This window comes from Paenibacillus mellifer (genome assembly GCF_023195895.1).
Lineage (GTDB): Bacteria > Bacillota > Bacilli > Paenibacillales > Paenibacillaceae > Fontibacillus > Fontibacillus mellifer.
This window is the reverse complement of sequence record NZ_JALPRK010000001.1, coordinates 423,733-446,056: the sequence shown is the minus strand read 5'-3', so window position 1 is coordinate 446,056 and position 22,324 is coordinate 423,733. Positions and strand designations below refer to the sequence as shown.

The window sequence follows — 22,324 nt, the reverse complement described above, 5'->3', positions numbered from 1 at the left end:
GATGAAGCATTTAGCCAATGGCCTGACCTTAAGCCGCATGGTCTTGTCCTGCATCTTATTATTCACCCTGAACCAGCCTGCCGTATTTATCATCATCTATACGATTGCCGGAATTACCGATGTGCTGGACGGAAGTATTGCACGCCGAACGAGCACGGTTAGCGCGCTAGGGGCCAAGCTAGATTCCATGGCCGACCTGCTGATGTTTGGGGTAGCGACCCTCGCGATGGCCCGGTGGGCTGGAGAGGAGATGAGGATCATCTGGCCGTATTTGGCCGGAGCCATCACCATTCGCTTAGCATCTGCAGTTTATGCGGCCTGTAAATTTCGCACGGTAGCCATGATCCATACGTGGGGCAACAAAATCACCGGCTTACTCGTATTTGTCACTCCCTGGATGATGTTTATGGCGGGAAACCATCCGTGGGTGCTTATCGGGTTGGGTATCGTCTCGGCGGCGAGTGCCGCTGAAGAATTGCTGATTCACCTGACTTCAAAAGAGCTAGACCTGAATCGAAGAAGCTGGCTATAAGCGTCATGGAGAGAGATTATTTCGGCGTGCCCTGTTCTCCTGCCAGCGAAATTAGTTTACTTAACGTTTTCCAGTTACGCACCGTAGCATAGGCGTCCAATTTCTGCAGGTTCGCTGCCAATTTAGAATTCCGAACGCTTTCTTTAAATAACAAGTAAACCTCCCTGCCCGACGTGCGAAACAGCTCCTGCTCGTTGGCACAGGCCGCAAAGCGCTCCAGCGCTTCGGCGGTTGGTTCGCTCCTCAAAAAGGCGACATACAGGCATTCTCCTATCGATGATGCTTCCGCCGCGGCGATTTCTTCTGCCGTAAACGGGCAGTTTTCCGCCGTCGCCCGCAGCTCCGCCGCGGTTCGAAGGACCACCGGAACGTCCAGGCTAAAATCCCGGCGGATCACCTCTTCCAACCGCAAGCCCAGCGCCCCTTCCTCATCTTCCGAAGCGAATAGAATATTGCCGCTCTGGATATAGGTTTGTACCTCCCCAAAACCCTGTTCAGTTAGTGAACGCTTGAGCTCCGCCATTTTGATGATATTTTTGCCGCCGACGTTAATACCCCGCAGCAGCGCGATCCGGATGGTCATGATCATCGCCTCCGATTTATTAGTCTTGTGTAACCGGCGCCTCGCGGCGCACTCTTCTCATCAGCATGAAGCTGTATAGACAACCAGTGAGCGACAGTCCGGTCATAATTAGGTAAAGGACACGGCCTCCCCAATGGTCGAAAATAACCCCACCCGCAAATGAGGCTACAATCCCCGAAACCCCGAAGAACACAATCGCCAATATCGTCTGCCCTGTAGCGCGCCAAGCCTCTGGCACGATCGAATACAAATGCTGCATTGCCGCGGTATAAAAAAATACGAAGGTCACCCCTTGAAGCAGCTGCAGCAGAACAATCATCCCTGCCTGATCCGCGAAGGCGGTTAATCCGAAACGCAATACGTAAAACACGCCTGCGATAGCAATCAGCTTCAACTCGTTTCCCCGTTTCAAGAACCGGTGGACCACAGCGAAACCTAAAAACTCCACCATCGTCATGACAAACCAAGTTGTGCCGACAAACGAAAAACTCCCGCCCATATCCCGGATATAAATCCCGATATACGTGTCGTTGACGCGATGCGGCAGCGCTAGAAGAAAGATCAGCAGCAGGAAGGATACCGTCGATCGTTGGCCCAAAAAGGCCTTGAGCTCGCTAAGTTTCAATGGTTTCGTGCTTGCCTCTACATCCTCCAACGAAAACCCGATGATCCAGGTGGTCACGGCGTATCCAACAAAAACCCAGGCAAAGCCGGACGTCCCCGTCCAATCCGTCAAATAACCGATGGCAAATGAAGCCGTTGCATAGCCGAGCGCCCCAAACATCTTGATTGAGCCGTAATTCACCTTCCGTCTTAACGCGGATTGAAAGTTCAAGCTTTCCACCAGCGAGTCAGTGGGCATGAAGAAAAAGTACATCAACCCGACCAAGGGGACCAACGCCCAGGGAGAAGCTGTCCGAAACATCACAAAACCGACGATGGCCGAAATGGCCAGTGTGAGCAGAAGAATCCGGGTGATCGACTTCCTCCGGTCGCTGACCACGCCCCAAAACGGCTGGGAGAATAACCCGATGAACCCGCCCGTCCCAATCATCAGGCCGATCTCCGTTTCGGGCAGCCCGAGATTAGAGAGATACACCGGAAGGAAAGACAGAAAGATCGCGAATAGTGAAAAATAACTAAAATTGAACAACCGCAACTTAAACATGAGCTTCCATCCATTCCTTTCCATAACGGAAGAACCGCATTTTCGTTAGCGGCACTTCTTTTACTATACACCTACCCTAAGGCCTAAACCTAGGCTCGTCCAAAACGGAGATTCTGGTAACCGACGCCCACACGACGCATACGGTATAGGAAAACCGCCTAAGCGAAAGGGGAACGTACCTTGTTTAACACCTATTATCGGCAGTGCCCCGCAGAGCACTATCCTTATACCGTCCAGCCTGGAGACACGCTGAACTTGATTGCCTTCCGGCTGGAATCCAGCGTGATGCGCATCCTTACCGCGAACCCTGGACTTGACCCAAACAATCTTCAAATTGGCCAGATGATCTGCATCCCCTCCTGCCCGCCGAATCATGTCTCCCGCATCATTGAGCGCGGCGATACGTTGTTTCAGATCGCTCAGGATTACGGTGTCAGCGTCGCTAGTATCCTCGAAGCGAACCCGGGAGTGGATCCGAACTCTCTGCGGGTGGGGCAGCGGCTTTGCATCCCGCAGTTCGGCGGCGCTCCGGACGTGATCGGCCTGCGAGAAACGATTACTGCGATGCAAAGCGACATCCATATGCTGAAAGGGGATAACAGCGTACAGCAAACCCACGAGAGCAACTATGGATCGTCCACGCAGACAACCCGTGTCACTAGTGTAACCCCCAGCGAAATCCGGTTCGAGGCCGTACCGGTGACGTTTGCCGGCGCTTTCCGCGGTCACTTCACCGCCGGACGGCGTTACCCTTACTACCAGGACGCCTCCATGGGCGGGAGACGCACGATCACCGTCAAAGATAACTTCGGGGTATGGCACTCCTTCAATTATAGGGAACAGACACCCCAAGCCTGAAGTTGAGAAAACAGGGTAAAAAAAGGCGGAGCCCAAATATTCACCCAGGTTCCGCCTTTCTCTTCTATTTATCCTTCTCGATTTAACGTCCGCTTCAAAAACTCTCTCGTTCGCTCCTGTTTCGGGTCATTGAAGATCTGCTCCGGCGTCCCCTCTTCGGCGATAACGCCTTGATCCATAAACACGACCCGGTCTGACACCTCCCGGGCGAACTCCATTTCATGGGTAACCACGATCATCGTCAGACCGGAGTAGGCCAGCTCCTTCATCACCTTGAGCACCTCGCCTACCATCTCGGGATCCAGCGCTGAAGTCGGCTCGTCGAATAGCAGCACATCCGGATCCATGGACAAGGCGCGGGCGATGGCCACCCGCTGCTTTTGTCCGCCGGAGAGCTGTTTGGGCTTCGCATGAATGTATTGCTCCATGCCGACGTCCCGTAGGTATTTCATTGCGATCTCGGTCGCCTCTTCCTTGGAGCGTTTCAGCACCTTGACTTGTCCCACGACGCAGTTGCTGAGCGCGTCATGATTGTTGAACAGGTTAAACTGCTGAAACACCATCCCCAAATGCCGGCGGTACGACGAGACCTTATGCGAGTCCCCCAGGATGTTGTTGCCGTTGTAAATGATCTCTCCGCCGCTGGGCTTCTCCAGCAGATTGATGCACCGGAGCAGCGTCGACTTGCCGGAGCCGGAGGAGCCGATGATGCTGACGACTTCCCCTTTGCTGACCGATAGATTGATATCCTTAAGCACCTCGTTGGCGCCGAAAAATTTGCTCAAATGCCGAATTTCAATGACCTTTTCCATCCTCACTCCTGCTTTCTGCTAGCGCTGCAGCGTATAGCTTTCGGGGCCATCCAGCTTTTTCTCAATACGCTGTAATATCTTCGTTACGGCCAACGTCATAATCAAATACAGCACGCTGGCCACAAAAAATGATTCAAAGTACCGGAAGTTGTTCCCGGCAATCGACTTGGTCATAAAATACAGCTCTGATACGGAAATGACATTCAGGACTGAAGTATCCTTGATGTTGATAATAAATTGATTGCCCGTCGCCGGCAAAATATGTCGGACCACCTGCGGCAGCACCACGTTGCGCATCGTCTGCCAATGGGTCATCCCGATCGCATGAGCCGCTTCAAACTGCCCTTTGTCCACCGAATAAACGCCGCCCCGCACGATCTCGGCCATATAGGCTCCCGTATTGATGGAGACGATGAATACGGCCGCAAACGTCCGGTCCATATCGTAGTGAAACAACAGGGACGACCCGTAGAAAATCGCCATCGCCTGAACAATCATCGGCGTGCCCCGGAAGCATTCGATGTAAACGGTCAGCAGACCGTTCACGAGCTTGAGCAGCCAGCGCTTCATCCCGCGTTCCGGCAGCGGAATCGTACGGACAACCCCGGCCAGCAAACCGATGACCGCCCCGATGATCGTGCCGATCAGTGAAATGTACAAGGTGACCGCCGCTCCGCGCAAGAACATGGGCCAGTTATCGGAGATAATTTGGATAATCCACTCGTAAGTCATTTATTTTCCTCCCGCACTGCATAAAACCGACTGCAGTCCCGCTGCAGCCGGCTTACGGCAAATGCTTTAAATTAATTCGCTGCAGGTTGATTCTTGATGGCGTCGTTCATGATCGTGGCCCGCTCGTCTTCGGAAACGCCGGCCAGGATCTCGTTGATTTTCTCCGTCAGCTCGCTGCCTTTCTCCAATCCAACCGCGATGGCGGTATCATCGTCCGAGGTGGTGAAGCCTTCCTCGAATTCGACGTATGCGAAATTCCCGTTGGCCGCCGCGGCGCTGACGCCTTCCGGAAGCTCCGAGACATAACCGTCGATCGCACCCGATTCCAGGGCGACGCGCATCGCCGGGAAGTTGTCCATGGCCGGCTGTTTGTTAACTCCGTTAATTTGGTCGATGACCGAGTAGTGGAACGTATTCAATTGGGCCGTGATTTTGGCGCCGCTGAAATCTTGGATCGAGGTAGCCCCTTCATAAGAGCTCCCTTTCTTCACTACTATAACCAGGTTCGATTTATAATAGTTATCCGAGAAATCGATCGTCTTCTTGCGCTCCTCCGTCGGGGACATCCCCGCGATGATGGCGTCGATCTTGCCGGACGTCAGTGCCGGAACCAGACCGTCCCATTCGGTTTTCACGATGACCAGCTTCTTGCCGAGGCCGTCGGCAATTTTCTTGGCGATTTCCACGTCGTAGCCACCTGCATATTCAGCGCTGCCGTCAATCGGAACCCCGCCGTTCGCCTCACCGTTTTGCGTCCAGTTAAACGGAGCATAACCCGCTTCAAGCCCTACTTTAAACGTATTGTCGTCTTTGCTGCCAGAGTTGCAACCCGCCAGAACAAGCATTGCCGACAGCAGCATCAGGATAGATAAGGACCAAGTTTTTTTCATTTTTCTTCACTCTCCCTGCAAATAATAGATGAATAACAGAAACAAAAAAACGGCTTCGGGTATACTCCGAGGCCGTTTGATGGGTTCATTTCCGTCCTGACACCCACTTCTCCCCTCGACGAGATAGCGCAACTTGATAGATCGGGTAATCTATCAAGACAGTCCTGCAGTTCTTAACTGCAGACCCAGCAGCATACCGTGAGCCTGTACCCCGCTTCGGCGACATTTCCTTCTTCCCGGCTTCTTCGCTTGCTCAAGCTCCGCCGAGAACTGTTAAATACCGCGCCTCTACCTCACCATGAAGAACGTGAGGTCTTATTCAATTGTGTTTTAGGATACAATATCAACTCTATTCTGTCAAACTAACATCGGGTGGGAATTGAAGGAATTCAGCCGTTTACGCTACTCGATCGTTATGGAATTCATCTTCGACTTCTCATTGGCTCGCCCGGCTGCGGATCCGGTATTTACCTCCCCTGCCAACCGCTCCCTCAACGCTTCGTCCACCACGGTCAACAGCTCGGATTCGCGGGATTTGACCGTTTGCTTCACGGCTTCCGGCAGCGTATCGATCAATAGGTCGGCAACCCGGAATTTCAGCCGGATCAGCTCCTGCAGTACCGCATTATTCATGTTCCCCGCCTCCAAACCGGATTTTTAGCATATCCGCTTCGAATTTGGCCGCTTGAATGCCCAGGTTCAGCAGCGTCCGCGGCAGCGTTATATTTCTTTTGACGCTTCCGGCGCGAATGATCAGCTCCTCGCCTTTTTGGTTCAGGGCCAACTCCTTTTTCTCGGCGAAAGGCATGTAGATGGATAAGATATATTCGTTATCCTCCTTTACGACCTGTTGGGTTCGGGCACTATACTGGATACTTGTCGGATCCCCGTCCCCGAACGTGGCCTCGGCCATCCGTGACAACATTTCCAATCCGACGACTTCGCGTTCGAACAGCGGCGCTTCATAAACCGGTACTGGCGAGAAGCTTTCGAGCACCATCTCCTTATATTTGGCCTGAACCTCTTTCCAACCTCGAAAATAATCGTCGGTGATCTGCTGCGGGAACACTTTATTGATGACGATAGCGTCAACGTTATAGTCGTAAATGTTGAGATAGGTGAAGCTGCGCTGCGCCTCTTTGATCACCATCTTTTCGAGGTTTACCACGACGCGGATGCTCGTAATTTCCCGGTCGGACAGGATCTGCCGCATTTCGTCCAACTGGTTATAAATGTTCTCCAGCTCAGACATCACGCCGTCCGAAGGCATCGGAACGCCGAGCAGCGGTTCCACGATCGGCTTGACAAGCTTCACCGCCTTGCGTTTGACCGGGAACAGCTTCTCCATCCACCAGCGCAGTAGCTCGGGAAAGCTAAGCAAAGCCAGCGTTTCCCCGGTAGGGGCACAATCGATGATGATGACGTCAAACGTCTTCTCCTTGTAATACTGCAAGATCCGGAGCAAGCTCAACAAATCCTCCATCCCCGGAAAAACGGTCAACTCCTCTGTCGTAATATCCTTTACCGCCTTGGCCGTTAGCAGGGTGGTCAAATATTTCTGCACTTTTCCCCAGCTTTTCTCGACCTCGTGGATCGTATCGATTTCCTGCGCCCACAGGTTGTCGCAGATGAGCATCGGTTCGTTCGACAGTCTCACGTCCAGCGAATCCCCCAGGCTATGGGCCGGATCGGTACTCACCACCAGCGTCTTCCGCCCGCTTTGCGCACTTCGTAATGCCGTTGCCGCCGCGACGCTCGTTTTTCCGACTCCGCCTTTGCCGGTATACAATAAAATTCTCATTCAACCTGGCCTCTCTTTCATTTCGGATAACGAATATTTCGGATAACGAAATATTCGGCGAAAAGAAAACCTGTTTCTCCAAACAGGCTTAGTTATTCGATTTCGATTTTGGTGAGCGGGTTGGCCGCCGCTTCGCTTTCATGATCCGAAGCCGGTTTGGACGCTGTTCTGCTCAGGTTATCCAGCACCTTCAGGAAGATCTGAACCAGCAGCCGCTGCTCCTCTTCGCTGAGTCCTTGAACGAGGAGGTCGGTAAGCCGCCGGAGCGTATCCTTTAACTCCTCGGAGAGCGACGTTCCTTTACCGGTCAGTCGAATGGTCACGATTCGCCGGTCGGTTTCGCTCTTCACCCGAACGATATAGCCGTTCTTCACCAGGCGTTCGATCACGCCCGTCGCAGTGCTCATCGGCACGTTCATCGAGGACGCCAGTTGGCTCATCGTAATGTCGCCGTGTTTGTCGACCAACAGCAGCGCAAAGAGCTCTGCTTTGGAAAACTGCATATCCAGCGCAAGCCATTCCTCCGGATAGAAGATCTTCTTGAAATTGTCCAGTACCAAGTCAAACAAGCTGTCCGCCAACCTTTAATTCCTCCTTCGAATATTTCGCGCGCCGAAATATTATGGTTCCATCATAGCTTTTACGGACCCCCGTTGTCAATCCTGTCGGCAGGTCCCGCATAAAATTCGAGGTTTGCGGAACGAACGCCGATATACATCACTGCCGGCCGTCCCTGCCGGTGATATTCTCTACTCAACTTATGAAACGGAGCAGGGGAGGCTTGAGGCGGTGAAACCGGAAGTCGTGACCTATACGCTGCAGGCGAACGGTCTGGGAACGGAGGCCTACTATCGCGATGTCGCTCGGTTTGCGGATGAAGTACTGGAGAATGCCGGCGCGGAGCCTGGCATTCCCGAAATTGCCAAGTATGCTGTGAAGCGGGGCATGGAACCTGAGGACGTTCGGATTTCCGTACTTGAATTTCTGATGATCGGCGTGTTCTGGAGAAGCTACGGAAAGTTTGCGGCTCCCTTATCCCTGCGGGCGGCGAGTCGATGGCTGCCTCGGCTGTATGCCTGGAAAAGCAAAGGCCCCCGCGCCAGATGGACCGTCGACCTGCTGAAGGGCTGCTTGAACACGGCGCAGCTTAGGGTAAAACGGAGCGCGGAGCTTGGCATACATGTCCGCGGCTTCGGCAAATTGATTCGCTGGCTGCAGGCCTCCGGCGAATTCGGCCCGGAGTGCCGCAGACTGGCCGTCTGGCTGGCGTTTCTGCGAAGCTTGCCCGCGTCCGAGAGCCGGAACCTGCTGCTGCGGGCCATTCGCTTCGCGGGCTGGTTCGAGCGTAGAAGCCGATGCGAGCTCGGGAAATATACGCCGGAAGTAGATGCATTCATTAAAGCACGGCGGAACGCCTTGCGATGGAAGGAGAATTTGATGTTCTGCACGCGCGGACGGGTGGAATATCATCTGAATATGGTCGGTGCTGAACTGATGAATCGGGCTTACCGGGAGCGGTTTTTGCGAACAAAGAAGAGAAAGATGCTGCTTCCGATCTGCATGAGGTTAAAAGGCGAGGCAGCGTGCAAGGCTGTCCGGATGGATGAAGGATGGGTCTGCCAAGGCTGCGCGAAAGACTGCCAAGTGAACCGCATCTCGGCCATGGGGCGAGAGACGGGATTCACCGCGCTGATGATCCCCCACGCTTCGACCGCGTTCGATCGCCGCAATGCTGCAGACGTGCCGGGAGAAATCGGCATCATTGGCGTAGCCTGCATTCTCAACCTGATCTCCGGCGGCTACCGGGCGAAGGAGCTTGGCTTCGAGCCCCAATGCGTTCTCCTGAATTACGCAGGCTGTGTCAAGCATTGGCATCCTGAGGGGATCGCAACGTCGATCGACCTGAACCAGTTGCAGCGGATACTGCAAGATTCTCCGTAACTCGCTTCCTGATTTCATGCGGCATTGCCTTCCTGATACCTTAGCCTAACTCGGCCGTTTGACAAAACGGGCGAGTTCTATTGCTATCTGATTAGATCATTGTATAATTAGATATATGTTTAATTATTTGATTTGCGGAGGGATGCCATGATGCTGGAAGATCAACAAACGAAAATCAAGGAAAAGGTGCTCCGAAACTTTTTGGCTGAGGACGGAACGTTAAAGCACTTTCCCGCCCAGCTCAAGAAGAAACTGATCGTCCTGGAGCATTTGGCCGCCGGTCTGGAGGCTGGGCGAAGTTATACGGAACCGGAGATTAACGCGTATATCAAACGGTATGACGAGGATTATGCCACGATTCGCCGGGAATGGATCATCCACCGGTTCATGAGCCGGGAGCTGGACATCTATACCCTGAACCCGCCGGAGCAATGGACAAGATGGGATGAGCTGCATTAGCGGGACGTTTTTTTTCCAGAAGAAAAGGGAATAAACAATAGGGTACACCTATGCTAAGGGGGATTCCCTGATGAAGTTGACGCCGGAGCAGCGCATTCAGCTGCATGAGTTCAACAATCTGACCAAAACGTTAAGCTTCAATATGTACGATGTCTGCTACACCCGGACCAAAGAGGAACGCGAAGCCTATATCGCCTATATCGACGACCAGTACAATTCCGACCGCCTGACGAAAATCCTCAGCACCGTCTCCGAAATTATCGGCGCTCATATTTTGAATATCGCGAACCAGGATTACGTTCCGCAGGGGGCCAGCGTGACGATGCTGATTTCCGAGGGGCCCGTGGTGGAGGTGCCGACCGAGTCGTTTGACGAATCGCCAGGTCCGCTGCCGGACTCCGTCGTGATGCAGCTCGACAAAAGCCATATCACCGTGCACACGTATCCCGAATACGATCCGAACGAGAGCATCAGCACGTTCCGTGCCGACATCGACGTGTCGACCTGCGGGGAGATTTCGCCGCTGAAGGCGCTGAATTACCTGATCCACTCCTTCGAACCGGACATCATGACGATCGATTACCGCGTTCGCGGATTCACCCGGGACATCAACGGCCACAAGCTGTTCATCGACCATGACATCAGCTCCATCCAGAACTACATCCCCGACGAAGTGATCGAGCAATATCAGATGATCGACGTCAATGTGTACCCGGAGCATATTTTCCATACGAAGTGCAAGCTGAAGCAGTTTGACCTCAACAACTACTTGTTCGGGTATACGAAGGACGAACTGACCCCCAAGGAGCAGAAAGACATTACAGCGATGCTAGTAACCGAGATGGATGAAATCTTCTATGGCAAAAATATCGCTTCCGGATCACTGGAGGACACCTAAAAGAAGAAAAGCAGCCCTCGCCGCGAATCGGCTGGGGCTGCTTTGTGATTTCATAGCGAATCTCGGGCGAATTGCTACTCGTTTAGCGCCGCCTTCAAGGCATCGAGATTCTGGCGCATCAGCGACAAATAGTCTCGGCCCGCCGCTTCGTCATCGGCCGTTAACCCTTCGATCGGGTTAAGCACGGCCGTCTTCGCCCCGATTTCCCGGGCAATCGTTTCGGCTACTTTGGAAGAGACCAGCGTCTCGAAGAAGATCGTCTTCACCTGATGCTCCTTGGCGAACTTCACGATCTCCGTCATTTGCTCTGCCGACGGCTCCTGATCGGGGGCCAAGCCAGCGATCGGCACTTGGGTCAGCCCATACTCCCGGGCCAAGTAGCCAAATGCGGCATGCTGCGTAATAAAGTCTTTCCGTTTGGCCTTCGCCAATCCCTCGGTAAACTCCTGATTCAGCTGTTCGAGCTGAGCGACGTACGCGTCGGCATTGTGTTTGAAGTCGGCGGCATGCTCGGGGTCCGCCTTAGCCAAGGCTGCCTCAATGCTGCGGACTTCTTGGACTGCCAGTGCCGGTGACAACCAAACATGCGGGTCTAGCCCACCATGATCATGGTCGTGGTCATGCTCGTGAGCGGCTTCCCCAGCGTCGGCTTCATCATCCGGAGCTTGCCCCTCCTCGCCGGCATGTTCCTCCTCTTCGTGCGCATGCTCCTCTTCTTCTCCGCCTTCCATCATCGTGATTCCTTCACTAGCCTCTACAATCTCAAGCTTGCCGCTGGTCGTGGAGGCCTCCACCTGCTCCAGCCAGCTTTCCATCCCGGCGCCGTTCACGATCAGGAGATCGGATTCCACCAACTTCTGGATATCCTGTGGGCTTGGTTCCCAATCATGGGGCTCCACGCCGCCAGGAACCAGCAGCTCAACCTTCGCCAGATCGCCGGCAACTTGTCGCGTAAATTCATAGATCGGGTAGAAGCTGGTTTGAATCTGCAGTAGCTCCCCCTCAATGTTCCCTTTGTTGCTTGCCGCATTGCCCGTGGCATTGGCCTGGGTTGCCGTATTACCTCCAGCCTGCCCGCCACCGCCGCAACCGGCAATCATCAAAATTAAGCTCAGGCCGACCGCGGCGGCCGTCCGTTTTGCTACTCGCATCTTCATCCTCGTCTCTCTCCCTTATTCCATCGATAAATTTTCGCCTTCCTTGGCTGGTCGTTTCATAAATTCCGCGTTGCTTCGGGCAACGCGGTTAACGCTCCGGCCATTCCGCCGGACTAAACCGCTCCGAACCTTCTGCACCGAAATGCCGATCAGTAATAACAGCAGCAATATCAGTGCGATCGTCCCGCCCGGCGGCATATCCAGGTAATACGAAGCGGTTAACCCGCTGAATATCCCTGTTAGGCCGGCGGCGATCGAGATGGCGATCGCTGCGGCAAACCCGCGGGCGAGCCGGAGCGCCAGGGAAGCCGGCAATACGATCAGCGAAGACACCAGCAACACGCCGACGACCGGGATCGCCGCTGCTACCGCCATTCCGGTGAATACCGCAAATGATAACGACAGCCATCTCACCGGGATTCCGCCGATCCTGGCGGTCTCTTCGTCAAAGGTCAAGCTGTACAGCGGCCTCCGAAGCACCGTGAAATACACGGCGCCAACCAAGGCCACGCCAGCCATCAATCCCAGCTGAGTGTCACTCACCGCCACGATGGAGCCAAACAGATATGAGCTGAAGCTTTGGCTCAGGCTGCTGCGTAGGCCCATCAGCACGACGGCAAGTGCCAGCCCTGAAGTCATGACGATCGCCACCGGCATCTCGCTGTAAGCTCGGTAGCTTCGCCTTAACTGCTCAATCAGCAGGCCGCCGAGAATCGCCGCACCGAACCCGGCCATCGCCGGGTTCCAGCCCATCACCGCTCCGAGCGCTACTCCGGCAAGCGAAACATGGGACAACGTATCGGCCATCAAGGCCTGGCGTCGCAGCATCAAATAGACGCCAATCACCGGCGCGATGCTCCCGATCAACACACCGGCCCATAACGCACGCTGCATGAACGTGTAGTCAAACATTGCCATTCCTCGCTTTCCTGCTGTTCCAGAGAAACCAGGCGATCGAGATAGGTCTCCGTCTCCTCCGGCCCGTGGGTCACCATAATTACCGTCAAGCCGTGTTGGTCCGCCATATGTCGCATCAACTGATAAAACCCTTGACGGCTTTGCCGGTCCATCCCTGTTGTCGGTTCGTCCAGAACCAGCACCCCGGGCTGCCCGGCTAAGGCGCGGGCAATACAAATGCGTTGCTTCTGACCGCCCGACAGCTCGCCGATCTTCCGGTGGCGATGCTCCCACATGCCCACCTGCTTCAAGCTGCGTTCGACGAGCTGCTTCTCCTCCGGGCCAAACCGTCGAAACAAGCCAAGCCGGGGATAACACCCTGACTTCACCAGCTCCAGTACCCGGCTTGGGAACCCGCTGTTAAACGCGGCAACTTGCTGAGGAACGTAACCAACGTTTAATCGCCCTTCGACCAGCACCTCTTCGTTGATGCTCACACTCCCGCTCCAAGGCTTCAGTAGACCAAGCAGCAGCTTTAACAGCGTCGTCTTGGCCGCGCCGTTGGGTCCGGTAATGCCAACGAACTCACCGACGTCGATGTCGAGGGATACCCCGTCAATTACCGGTTTATCTTCATAACCAAACACGACGTTTTCCATTCTTGATAAAATCATGTTACCCCCTCTTCTTAAAGCGTAATTATTACGATTAACAGAGATGACAAGTCGCCCTTCTGCAGCTCAAGGTGAGGTCTCGTTATCGCGTCTCCCGATGAATCGTATATTTGCGCAGCCGCGGTGAATACTTTCGCAGCTCCATCCGTTCGGGATGCGTCTTCTTGTTCTTCGTTGTCGTATAGTTGCGATCTCCGCACTCCGTGCATGCCAACGTAATCACTACCCGCATGACATTCCCTCCTTCATCTAGTTAACGAATTTATTCGGTGCTCGCCGATGCCTCCGCTGACATCCACGGTAAAGGGTTCGGAAAAGCCGCCCAGTCCATCTGCATTTCCTCATCACTTAACAGGCAGCCGTCCAGCTCCTGTTCAATCCCAGAGCGATCCATCTCGATCCCGATAAACACCAGCTCGTTGATCCGGTCCCCCCAGTTCTCATCCCACCTGTTCCGCAGCTCCGGCTCTTGGGCAAACAGCGCCTCCCGCTCTGTCTCAGGCAGCGAGGCCAGCCAGTAACCCGCCGGACCAAATTGAATGGAAGGCCCTGCCTGACTAAGGTTTGCCGCCACATCTTGATCCGTCGCGATCCAAGCCAGACCTTTGGCCCGCACCACTTCCTCCGGCCAAAAACTCATGAACAACGCCAACCGCTCCGGATGGAACGGCCGTCTCCGTCGGTATACAAACGAACCGATGCCGTACTCCTCCGTTTCCGGCGTATGGCTCTCCTGCTGCAGCTCCTGGATCCAGCCGGCCGATTGACTGGCTTGCTCAAAATCAAACAACCCCGTGTTTAAGATTTCCTTCGGATCCACGCGGCCCATGGTTGAGCGAATCAGCTTGGCCGTTGGCTGCAGCTTGCGCAATACACCCTCCAGCTCCTTCAGCTCCTCCTCATTAACCAGGTCGCATTTGTTTAATATCAAGATATCGCATGTCTCGATCTGGTCGATCAGCAGATCAACTACATCGCGCGTATCCCCTTCTCCTGCCTGCTGTCCGCGTTCCAGCAGCGTGTCGCCGGAGGAGAAATCATGCCAGAACCGATAGGCATCCACCACCGTAACCAGACCGTCCAGCTTCGCCAGACTTGTCAAATCGACCCCCGATTCTTCATCCGCATAGGTAAACGTTTGAGCGATCGGCACCGGTTCGCTGATGCCCGTTGACTCGATCAATATGTAATCGAACCGTCCCTCGGCGGCCAGCTTCTGAACCTCTCGAAGTAAATCATCGCGGAGCGTGCAACAAATGCAGCCATTTGACAACTCCACCAGCTTCTCCTCCGTACGCGACAGACTCCCTCCTGCGTTGATCAGCTCCGCGTCGATATTGATCTCGCTCATGTCATTGACAATCACCGCAACCTTCAAACCCTGGCGATTGCTCAAGACATGGTTCAGGAGCGTTGTTTTGCCCGAACCCAAATATCCGCACAACACCGTAACCGGAATCTTACGCGTGGATTGTTCGTTCACGTTAACCCATCTCCTTTCTTTATCCAGGCCAAATGATCAGTCCATCGGGCTTTCTGCTTATTCGTAATTATTACGATTAACTTTCCATACTATATCTTCCTTCCCAGGGCTTTGTCAACAGCCAATACGATAATTCGCTCTATTCTATCAACACGGTTCTGAATGACCTTGGAAAATAATAGATATGATACTGCGCTGGATACCGAAAATGTCTATAAGGAGAACGCCATGTATAAACAAGCCTACACCCGGGTGCTTCCGATTCTTGTACCGGCTGCCTTTGCGCTCGCCTGTCTAACCGTCATGTACCCTTCTCTGATTCGGGCGGTGCCGCTGGATGAGCTGCAAACGTTCAAAACCAGCTTTCTCGGCATCTTGCTGGAGGCGTTGCCGTTCGTACTGGTCGGAGCGCTGCTGTCTTCGCTGCTGCACCTCTTCGTCTCCGAGAACACGCTGCGCCGCTTCATGCCCAAGCATCCCGTTCCAGGTATTCTATTCGCCTGCGTGCTTGGCCTGATCTTTCCGGTATGCGAATGCGGAATGATTCCGCTCATCCGCCGGATGATTCAGAAGGGGATGCCCGTTTACATCGCCGTCGTCTTCATCTTGTCCGGACCGATCCTGAATCCGGTCGTGTTCGGCGCCACTTACATGGCCTTTCGCCTGTACCCCGAAATGGTGTACGCCCGAATGGGACTGGCCTTTGTTGTATCCGCCTCAATCGGGCTTATCATCTACCTGACCTGGAAAGACAATCCGCTAAAGCACGCCTTCGCTGCCGGGGTGGATGCAGAAGGCGAACCCCATTCGCCCACCCATGGCGGAAGCAAGCTGGCTGCTGTATTCGTGCATGCTGCGGACGAAGTATTCGAAATGGGCAAATATTTGCTCATCGGCTGCATTCTCACCGCAGGCATTCAGTCGTTCGTCGCCCACGAGCAGCTCGCGAGCATCGGTGGCGGTCAGGTCAGCAGCTACCTGTTCATGATGGGTTTCGCGTTCCTGTTGTCCCTTTGCTCCACCTCCGATGCGTTTGTCGCTTCCGCCTTTTTGACGACCTTCTCCGGCGGTTCGCTGCTCGCTTTTCTCGTATTCGGACCTATGCTTGATTTCAAAAACCTGCTGATGCTGCTGTCCGTGTTCCGCACGAAATTCGTCCTGCTCTTGTCCTTCCTGATCTGTACCGTCGTGTTCACGGGTGCGGCGCTGGTCGGTACACTCTGGCTTCATCCCTAGTCGTCAGAAGCCCCGTCACGTCTGATCATGCATGAAAGGAGGCCACAAGTCATATGAACCATCCTCGGATCATCCGCCGGCATTATTTGGCCCGATCGCTGATCTTGCTTGGTTTTGCCTTATTCATCGCCCATCTGGTCCGGTCGGGTGCCCTGCATTATTACATCGGCCCCCGCATGGAGCCGTTGATTCGATTCTGCCCGATTCCGCTCGCCGTCATGGCGGTTTGCCTGGCTTACCAGGCGCTGTTCCAGCGGTCTGCCGTCCTCTGTGACTGCGAACGCCCTCTCTCTGTATCCAGATGGAGGAACGGGACGGTATACGGCTTGTTTCTGCTCCCTCTGCTGCTCGGGACCTTGCTTCCCGATCAGGCCCTCGGCAGCTCGGCTGCGGCCAAAAAGGGGATGAGCCTCACCTCGCCCCTGCTTGCAGCCGAACGGCTAGAGGAGGTCTTCCGGGCGCCGGATCCCTACAATTCTGAATTTGCCGAGCTGGCTAAACGGCTCTACCCGCAAACCATCGTCGAGGTGAAGCCGGAAATCTTCTCGGAAACGATTGGAGCGATGGAGCTGTTTGCGGAAGAGTTCCGCGGCAAAAGAGTCAAGCTAAGCGGTTTCGTCTATCAAGAGCCCAGCAGTCAAGGCAAGGCTAACGAGCTGATCCTCGGGCGGTTTCTCGTCCTGTGCTGTACCGCGGATTCCGCTCCGTTTGGTCTTGTGGTGACGTCGGATCAACCGCTTGTCGGGATAACACAAGACACCTGGCTTGAGGTAGAGGGAACGATCGAGCCGCAAACCCGCCAGGGTCAAGCAATCCTGACGGTCAAAGCGGAACGCATCCGGGAAATTACGAGGCCCAACACGCCCTACGTTTACCCTAGTGAGGACTCGGTGAAAGCTTGGAATAACCTGTCGGGGGTGGAAGATTAGCGGATATAGGCGTCTACACCGGTTTCATCACGGTCTAGTGAGCCGCTGCGGACGATCTCCACATAGACGCGGTTAGGTACGCAGATGATCGTTTCACCAGGCCGGGAGATAAAGCCCATCTGCATGGAGATTTTTTTCGGGCAATCGGCGTAGATCATTTGGATCCCGCCGTTAAAGACCTTTAGGGTATTGTTGCCGTATTCAGTGTGGATCTCAATCGTCTCCTCCCCGCCGCCCAACGGCACGCTGCGGTAGGAGTCTCCGTCCACCTTAATTTCGGCTCGCAGCGTTGCCGGATCGACCGACTCCCGGCTCTCCAGCACCTGACGCAGGAGGAGCCACGCCGAACCCAACAAGACCAGAATCACGATCAGCAGGACGTCGCCCCGTTTTATTTTCAGCAACCTCATCCCTCCTATCTCGGGTATTAAACGTAATTATTACGAATAAACATATCTTAGAAATAAGCTTTAGCCTTGTCAATGATCCATTCCGAAAGGAGTTTATTCATTCGATGAATACGGCGATGAAAATACCGGTTGTCATTCTCAGCGGATTTCTCGGCAGCGGCAAGACGACCTTGCTGATCAAGCTGCTGGAGGAGGCCGCCGCACGCGGGCTTAAGCCTGGTGTGCTCATGAACGAGTTAGGCAAAAGGGATATTGATGGGGAGTTGGTTACCCGCTCCACTTCAGCCCGCTTTCCGCTCGAGAAAATGTTGGACGGCTGCATCTGCTGCACCAAAAAAGACGAAATCCAGGCAGCCTTAGCCGGCTTGCTTCGGCAAGATCCTGATCTCCTGCTGCTGGAGCTCACCGGAGTGGCCAATCCTGAGGAAATCGTCGAACAATTGGCCGAGCCTAGTCTTATAGCCAAGCTGTACCTTCACCGGGTCATTACCTTGGTCGATGCCGAACATGCCTTGGAGTACAACAGCATTTTCGCCTCGGACAAACAACTCGTTCGCACACTGCGCAGCCAACTGTCCGCCGCCGATGATCTGATTATTAACAAAACCGATCTCATCCCGCCGGTCCACAGCAGCAAAGTCACTGAAATGGTCCGCAAATATAATGCCGAGGGACAGGTTCATTACGCCGTCAACGCGAATATCCCACTCACTTCCCTCTTCTCTACGATCCAACCGGCACCAAGCCGCTCCCCGCAGGCTACCGCAGCCGCAGGGGCTTCCCCGCGGGGAAGCCGTTCTCCGTTCCAGATCATACAACCGCACCCGCACCAACAGGCAACTCACACCTCAGCGACCGGTGAGGAGGCTTCCACCTCCTTCAGCCGTATCAACACGTTGAGTCTACCGATTCGCGAACCCTTGCAAATCCCCGCTTCCAAGCTGGAGCGTTTCATAAAGAAGTGGAGCCCCAGCCTGCTTCGTGCTAAAGGTTACGTGCGATTCACCCGGCCGGAGAAGGCGGCGTACCTGATGCAATATTCCGGCAAACGATTCAACTGGGAAGAGATCGATTATGACGGACCGCTGTACCTCGTGTTGATCGGTTATCGTCTTCCCGAGCAAGTGATCGCCGAAGAATGGGCAATTCTCCGTTGATCATTACAACCTCTATATGACCGATGTCGCATCTCCGCCTAAACATATCCAGATACAATAGACTTGATATCGAAATCGGTCGAATGGGAGGGTACGTGATGAGCACACTCATCGTTTATGCAGGAAAATACGGCACAACGGAAAAGTGCGTCAAAACCTTGGCAGCTAAGATCAACGACCCCGTGGAAATCCTTAATTTACGGCAGGAAGCCGTCCCCGATCTGACGGAGTTCGACAGCGTCATCGTTGGAGGCTCGATCTACTTCGGTCAACTTCAGCAGGCCTGCCGGCAATTTTGCCGTGATCATTCCACCGAACTCATGCGGAAGAAGTTAGGCCTGTTTATCTGCTGCGGAACCTTTGAGAAAACCGAAGATTTCCTGGACGCCTCCTTTCCGGCGGACCTGCTGGAGCACGCCACGGTCAAGGCCGGATTCGGCGGAGAGCTTAGCCTCAAGCAAATGAGTTTGTTCGACCGGTTTGTTGCCAGAATGGTCACACGTGCGGCCCGCAAGGAAGGGCGTTCGCTCCCGGCGATCCACTGGGATGAGGTTGAGCTGTTCTCGGCCGCAATCAACCGACAGGTCGTGTAAAACCTTCAGTTTAAGACGCAAAAAGGCCGTTCCTTCACGTCGGGTTATGACGTGAGAACGGCCCCTTTTCATTCAACGGTTATTTTTGATTTTGGCTGATAACGAGGTCCACGAGAATGTCGATTTGCTTCTCCAGATTCAGTCCGTCCACCATCCAGAACTCTTTGTTGTTCAGCAGATAGACGTGGTTTTTCTGAACCGCGGGGATACTTTTCCATACGGGTCCGTTCATGACTTCCTCTGCACGTTCCTTCCCGCCGTCCGGTTCATACACCGTCAGGAACATATGGTCCGCAGCATACTCTGGAACCACCTCCAGCGAAATATCCGCACCCGTGGTTGGGAATACTTCCTTCTCGATCTTCTCCTGCGGTTTCAGGCCAAACATTTCATACAGGTTATATCCGGCATCCCGAGTTTTCGGCCATACCCAGAAGTTCTTCGCCCAGATCGAATAGGTGCCGACGGTTTCGTTCGGACCGATAACCTCGCTAAGCTTTGCTTTGGCCTCTTCGGCTTTTTGCTTGTACCGAGTAATAAACTCTTCCGCTTGCTGTTCGCGGCCCAGCATTTCACCAACCGTCTTCACTTCCTCCAGCGGATCAATGCCTTCCCATCCGGCAGTCGCAAGCGTCACGACCGGAGCGATTTTCTTCAATTGCTCCACGATATCGGCCGGTGTGTAAGTCGGTACCATGATCAGGTCCGGTTGAAGCGCCAGTACCTTCTCGACGGAGATATCTCCGACGTTTTCTACGCCTTCCAGCTCCTTGCTCAGCAGCACCGAGTTTTCCAATGCGAGCGAGCCGGCGCCAATTGGCTTCACGCCAACAGCAAGCAGGTCACCCAGGTGTGTAACCGACACGATTCGCTCTGGATTCGTTGGAATTTCCACCTCTTGCCCGGTGAAGTCCTTATAGCTCTTCGTAGCCGCTTGTCCTTCAGCGCTATCGTTCGTCCCGTTGCCGGATTGCGTATTGCCCGCTGCGCCGTTGTTCGACGCGGCCGTATCATTTGCCGAGTTGCCGCTATTTTGGCCGCAGGCCGCGAGAATGACGGTCAGCAGCAAGACCATCGCCATTGTGAGAAAGCGGTGTTTAAAAACCTTCATCTGTATTGATCCCCCAATTTTCGTTGATAATGATTATCATTATACAGAAACCGGGACACATAATCAATCTTCCCCAAAAAAACAAAGGATCCTCCCAAGCCATCAACCGGATGACTCAGAAAGATCCCCCATCTGTACTTATCTACTCTGTCTATTCTCTAATGATCGTGATCCAACCTTCAGCGTCGAAGTCCACCGTTGCCCCGAGCGCCTCTGTCAGAAAACGCAGCGGTACATAAGTCGAACCATCTTTGTGCACAAAAGCAGGTTGGCTGAGCTGCACAACCTTGCCGTCCACCGTCGCTTGCTTCGAGCCGACCTTCAGGACGATCTGCTTGCCTGTAAGGTCATCGATTACGACCAATTGGCCGGAGCCCGGCGTCCATTTCACCTCGGCATCCAATTGCTCGGACAGGTAACGCAGCGGCACAAAGGAGGTGCCGTTCTTTGTGATGACACCATAGTATTCACTTTGGGTATCGAGCACAACCTGTTTATATCCCAATTGGAAATCTTCCTTGAGCAATTTATAAAGCGGTGTAACATCCTTAAAGTTGCGTAAAATTTGCCCCGGAGTTGGTTCTGTTTCGGTCACGTCGAGCACGCCTTCACGCGTATCCACTTGATCCGCGGTTACCGTCCCGCCGATGTTCCACATTTCACTGTCGCTGCGCACCTTGATCGCAGAGATCGGAAGGTCCTCGGAAGCCGGAAGCGTTACGTTCAATTCCATTGTTTGCTTGCGGATGTTCAGCTTGCTGTCGAAATAAAGATCCAGCTTCAGAACCGTATCTTTCCCGAACACCGTAGCAAGTTCCGGGGTTTCGGCGAACAAATCGGCCACATCTTCGTCGTAAGTGGCAAGCAGTTCTTCAATCGCTTGTTTAATTTCCGTGTACAGCTCATCGATGGCTTGTTTCTTCGTTTCCTGTGCCAGTTCCGGGGTAATTTCCGTATCCTCCGGAAGGTCTCCTAACGTGTTCAGGAAAGGAGTCAACACATCGTAATAGCCACCAATCAGATCCTTGAGCCCTTGCTCATCCTTCACCGCGCTGGAAAGAAATGGCTTAATCAGCCCGAACAGCTCGTCGCCACGCACTTCTGCGTGCAGATTCGTCAAGTTCAGCGTTTCCCCATTCACCTGCGTTGAGGTTTGCTTCACGGTCAATACCGAAGGATTCGGGAAATGCTTTAGAACAAATTCCGCCATTTTGACGGAAAGCTCCTGTGCCCCGGCTTCCATGTAGCTCGTATCTGCTAGGCCGGGAATAGCCGGCTGCAGGGATATGTACAATGGCTGCTTCGCGCCTTCAACCTCCAGCGCAATACCCTTGTCGTCCATGGAGAAGAGGAATGGAATCTTTTCCTCCTTCAATCCGACAGAGCCTTTCATGGAGATATGTTTGGTATCTTGCACCTTCGCGCTGTCGATATTCAGGGAGAACGAATTAATGAGATCGATCGCTTCTTGATCTTCTGCAGTCAGCTTTGCCGATGCAGCGGGAACAACTTCAACGGTAACGGTCTGCTTCGACTCGCTGCTCGTTGTCTTCACGCTGCTTGCCAGCGCCTTGGCCACGTCAAACCCGCCGACCGCCTGGCATCCTGTGAGCGCCACCAGCAGCAGGGCCAGTGGAATGGCCAGCCATTTGATTTTTCTCATGATATACCCTCCTTTAGTTAATCTCTTCCATTATCGGTTAATTCCTCTGGTTTGTGAACCGAAATTTCCTCCATTTTGTTAAAAAAATCGTTGATCTTCCCGGCCCTCCTCTCTTCCTAAACGAGCAAAATATGCTATAATGAGCTTTGTGCCTAGGGCCTTGTTCCCAAGCGCTTATGGAATTGAAGAAGAAGTCCATGTATCCCTGAATAGGGCGCATGGGAGAGGTTCGAGAACTCCCTCTATAAAAAACTATAAATGCCCAGCCTAGATTCGGCGGGTTCTTTCGTGCCCCTACGTTCGTTTGCTTATTCGCAACGAGACGCAGCGCCAAGGAACG

General features: G+C 53.9%; 25 protein-coding genes and 2 riboswitches. Of the genes, 9 read left to right on the top strand and 16 right to left on the bottom strand.

Annotated features, from left to right (window positions below; translation table 11 throughout):
* Window position 1: 1 nt before the first annotated feature.
* Window positions 2–532, top strand: coding sequence for a CDP-alcohol phosphatidyltransferase family protein (locus M0651_RS01995; RefSeq protein WP_248550162.1), 531 nt, complete (start codon window positions 2–4; stop codon window positions 530–532).
* Between the two features lie 16 nt (window positions 533–548).
* On the opposite strand, the gene M0651_RS01990 is transcribed toward M0651_RS01995, so the two are convergent.
* Window positions 549–1,115 (bottom strand): DUF1697 domain-containing protein, encoded by a 567-nt coding sequence (locus M0651_RS01990; RefSeq protein ID WP_248550161.1) that lies wholly within the window; start codon window positions 1,113–1,115, stop codon window positions 549–551.
* A gap of 19 nt (window positions 1,116–1,134) precedes the next feature.
* Window positions 1,135–2,283 carry an MFS transporter gene (locus M0651_RS01985; RefSeq protein ID WP_248550160.1) on the bottom strand — a complete coding sequence of 383 codons (1,149 nt, stop codon included), beginning with the start codon at window positions 2,281–2,283 and terminating at the stop codon, window positions 1,135–1,137.
* Between the two features lie 180 nt (window positions 2,284–2,463).
* Here M0651_RS01985 and M0651_RS01980 point away from each other — a divergent pair, with 180 nt between their 5' ends.
* Window positions 2,464–3,141 carry a LysM peptidoglycan-binding domain-containing protein gene (locus M0651_RS01980; protein ID WP_248550159.1) on the top strand — a complete coding sequence of 226 codons (678 nt, stop codon included), beginning with the start codon at window positions 2,464–2,466 and terminating at the stop codon, window positions 3,139–3,141.
* Window positions 3,142–3,209: 68 nt separating this feature from the next.
* On the opposite strand, the gene M0651_RS01975 is transcribed toward M0651_RS01980, so the two are convergent.
* The 6 genes from M0651_RS01975 to M0651_RS01950 form a co-directional block, all read right to left on the bottom strand.
* Window positions 3,210–3,953: an amino acid ABC transporter ATP-binding protein gene (locus M0651_RS01975; RefSeq protein ID WP_248550158.1), complete on the bottom strand. Its 744-nt coding sequence runs from the start codon at window positions 3,951–3,953 to the stop codon at window positions 3,210–3,212.
* Between the two features lie 18 nt (window positions 3,954–3,971).
* Entirely contained in the window at window positions 3,972–4,685 is a 714-nt protein-coding gene (locus M0651_RS01970; RefSeq protein ID WP_248550157.1) for an amino acid ABC transporter permease, read from the bottom strand.
* 71 nt (window positions 4,686–4,756) lie between these two features.
* Window positions 4,757–5,575, bottom strand: a complete 819-nt coding sequence (locus M0651_RS01965) for a transporter substrate-binding domain-containing protein (RefSeq protein ID WP_248550156.1) — start codon at window positions 5,573–5,575, stop codon at window positions 4,757–4,759.
* Between the two features lie 116 nt (window positions 5,576–5,691).
* Window positions 5,692–5,874: riboswitch (Lysine riboswitch) on the bottom strand.
* A gap of 103 nt (window positions 5,875–5,977) precedes the next feature.
* Complete coding sequence (locus tag M0651_RS01960) at window positions 5,978–6,208, bottom strand: hypothetical protein (RefSeq protein ID WP_248550155.1); 231 nt, start codon at window positions 6,206–6,208, stop codon at window positions 5,978–5,980.
* On the bottom strand, window positions 6,201–7,376 hold the full coding sequence (locus tag M0651_RS01955; protein WP_248550154.1) for an ArsA family ATPase: 1,176 nt from the start codon (window positions 7,374–7,376) through the stop codon (window positions 6,201–6,203). Before M0651_RS01955 ends, M0651_RS01960 begins: the two co-directional genes overlap by 8 nt.
* 92 nt (window positions 7,377–7,468) lie before the next feature.
* Window positions 7,469–7,957 (bottom strand): MarR family winged helix-turn-helix transcriptional regulator, encoded by a 489-nt coding sequence (locus M0651_RS01950; RefSeq protein ID WP_248550153.1) that lies wholly within the window; start codon window positions 7,955–7,957, stop codon window positions 7,469–7,471.
* 208 nt (window positions 7,958–8,165) lie between these two features.
* Between M0651_RS01950 and M0651_RS24170 the strand changes: the two genes are divergently transcribed.
* The 3 genes from M0651_RS24170 to speD all read left to right on the top strand — a co-directional run bounded on the left by M0651_RS24170 (window position 8,166) and on the right by speD (window position 10,674).
* On the top strand, window positions 8,166–9,317 hold the full coding sequence (locus tag M0651_RS24170) for a DUF116 domain-containing protein (protein WP_248550152.1): 1,152 nt from the start codon (window positions 8,166–8,168) through the stop codon (window positions 9,315–9,317).
* Window positions 9,318–9,464: 147 nt separating this feature from the next.
* Window positions 9,465–9,776, top strand: a complete 312-nt coding sequence (locus tag M0651_RS01940) for a DUF2087 domain-containing protein (RefSeq protein WP_248550151.1) — start codon at window positions 9,465–9,467, stop codon at window positions 9,774–9,776.
* A 70-nt stretch (window positions 9,777–9,846) separates the two neighbouring features.
* Window positions 9,847–10,674, top strand: coding sequence for an adenosylmethionine decarboxylase (gene speD, locus M0651_RS01935; RefSeq protein WP_248550150.1), 828 nt, complete (start codon window positions 9,847–9,849; stop codon window positions 10,672–10,674).
* 74 nt (window positions 10,675–10,748) lie between these two features.
* On the opposite strand, the gene M0651_RS01930 is transcribed toward speD, so the two are convergent.
* The 5 genes from M0651_RS01930 to M0651_RS01910 form a co-directional block, all read right to left on the bottom strand.
* Window positions 10,749–11,825 carry a metal ABC transporter substrate-binding protein gene (locus M0651_RS01930; RefSeq protein ID WP_248550307.1) on the bottom strand — a complete coding sequence of 359 codons (1,077 nt, stop codon included), beginning with the start codon at window positions 11,823–11,825 and terminating at the stop codon, window positions 10,749–10,751.
* 21 nt (window positions 11,826–11,846) lie between these two features.
* Window positions 11,847–12,749, bottom strand: coding sequence for a metal ABC transporter permease (locus tag M0651_RS01925; RefSeq protein WP_248550149.1), 903 nt, complete (start codon window positions 12,747–12,749; stop codon window positions 11,847–11,849).
* On the bottom strand, window positions 12,695–13,402 hold the full coding sequence (locus M0651_RS01920) for a metal ABC transporter ATP-binding protein (RefSeq protein WP_248550148.1): 708 nt from the start codon (window positions 13,400–13,402) through the stop codon (window positions 12,695–12,697). The genes M0651_RS01925 and M0651_RS01920 overlap by 55 nt, the downstream gene beginning before the upstream one ends.
* Window positions 13,403–13,484: 82 nt before the next feature.
* Window positions 13,485–13,634 (bottom strand): 50S ribosomal protein L33, encoded by a 150-nt coding sequence (rpmG, locus tag M0651_RS01915; RefSeq protein WP_248550147.1) that lies wholly within the window; start codon window positions 13,632–13,634, stop codon window positions 13,485–13,487.
* A gap of 30 nt (window positions 13,635–13,664) precedes the next feature.
* Window positions 13,665–14,885, bottom strand: coding sequence for a GTP-binding protein (locus M0651_RS01910; protein WP_248550146.1), 1,221 nt, complete (start codon window positions 14,883–14,885; stop codon window positions 13,665–13,667).
* Window positions 14,886–15,113: 228 nt separating this feature from the next.
* On the opposite strand from M0651_RS01910, the gene M0651_RS01905 reads away from it, so the two are divergent.
* Window positions 15,114–16,121 carry a permease gene (locus M0651_RS01905; RefSeq protein WP_248550145.1) on the top strand — a complete coding sequence of 336 codons (1,008 nt, stop codon included), beginning with the start codon at window positions 15,114–15,116 and terminating at the stop codon, window positions 16,119–16,121.
* A 53-nt stretch (window positions 16,122–16,174) separates the two neighbouring features.
* Complete coding sequence (locus M0651_RS01900; RefSeq protein WP_248550144.1) at window positions 16,175–17,050, top strand: TIGR03943 family putative permease subunit; 876 nt, start codon at window positions 16,175–16,177, stop codon at window positions 17,048–17,050.
* On the opposite strand, the gene M0651_RS01895 is transcribed toward M0651_RS01900, so the two are convergent.
* On the bottom strand, window positions 17,047–17,460 hold the full coding sequence (locus M0651_RS01895) for a NusG domain II-containing protein (protein WP_248550143.1): 414 nt from the start codon (window positions 17,458–17,460) through the stop codon (window positions 17,047–17,049). The genes M0651_RS01900 and M0651_RS01895 overlap by 4 nt on opposite strands.
* Window positions 17,461–17,564: 104 nt before the next feature.
* On the opposite strand from M0651_RS01895, the gene M0651_RS01890 reads away from it, so the two are divergent.
* Window positions 17,565–18,617, top strand: coding sequence for a CobW family GTP-binding protein (locus M0651_RS01890; RefSeq protein WP_248550142.1), 1,053 nt, complete (start codon window positions 17,565–17,567; stop codon window positions 18,615–18,617).
* 98 nt (window positions 18,618–18,715) lie between these two features.
* A complete protein-coding gene (locus M0651_RS01885) occupies window positions 18,716–19,210 on the top strand; it encodes a flavodoxin domain-containing protein (protein ID WP_248550141.1) in 495 nt (164 codons plus the stop codon).
* 79 nt (window positions 19,211–19,289) lie between these two features.
* Here M0651_RS01885 and M0651_RS01880 read toward each other — a convergent pair whose 3' ends face one another.
* Window positions 19,290–20,321 carry an ABC transporter substrate-binding protein gene (locus M0651_RS01880; protein WP_248550140.1) on the bottom strand — a complete coding sequence of 344 codons (1,032 nt, stop codon included), beginning with the start codon at window positions 20,319–20,321 and terminating at the stop codon, window positions 19,290–19,292.
* 151 nt (window positions 20,322–20,472) lie between these two features.
* Entirely contained in the window at window positions 20,473–21,984 is a 1,512-nt protein-coding gene (locus M0651_RS01875; protein WP_248550139.1) for a copper amine oxidase N-terminal domain-containing protein, read from the bottom strand.
* Between the two features lie 218 nt (window positions 21,985–22,202).
* A riboswitch (PreQ1 riboswitch) is annotated at window positions 22,203–22,246 on the top strand.
* The last annotated feature ends 78 nt before the right edge of the window (window positions 22,247–22,324 follow it).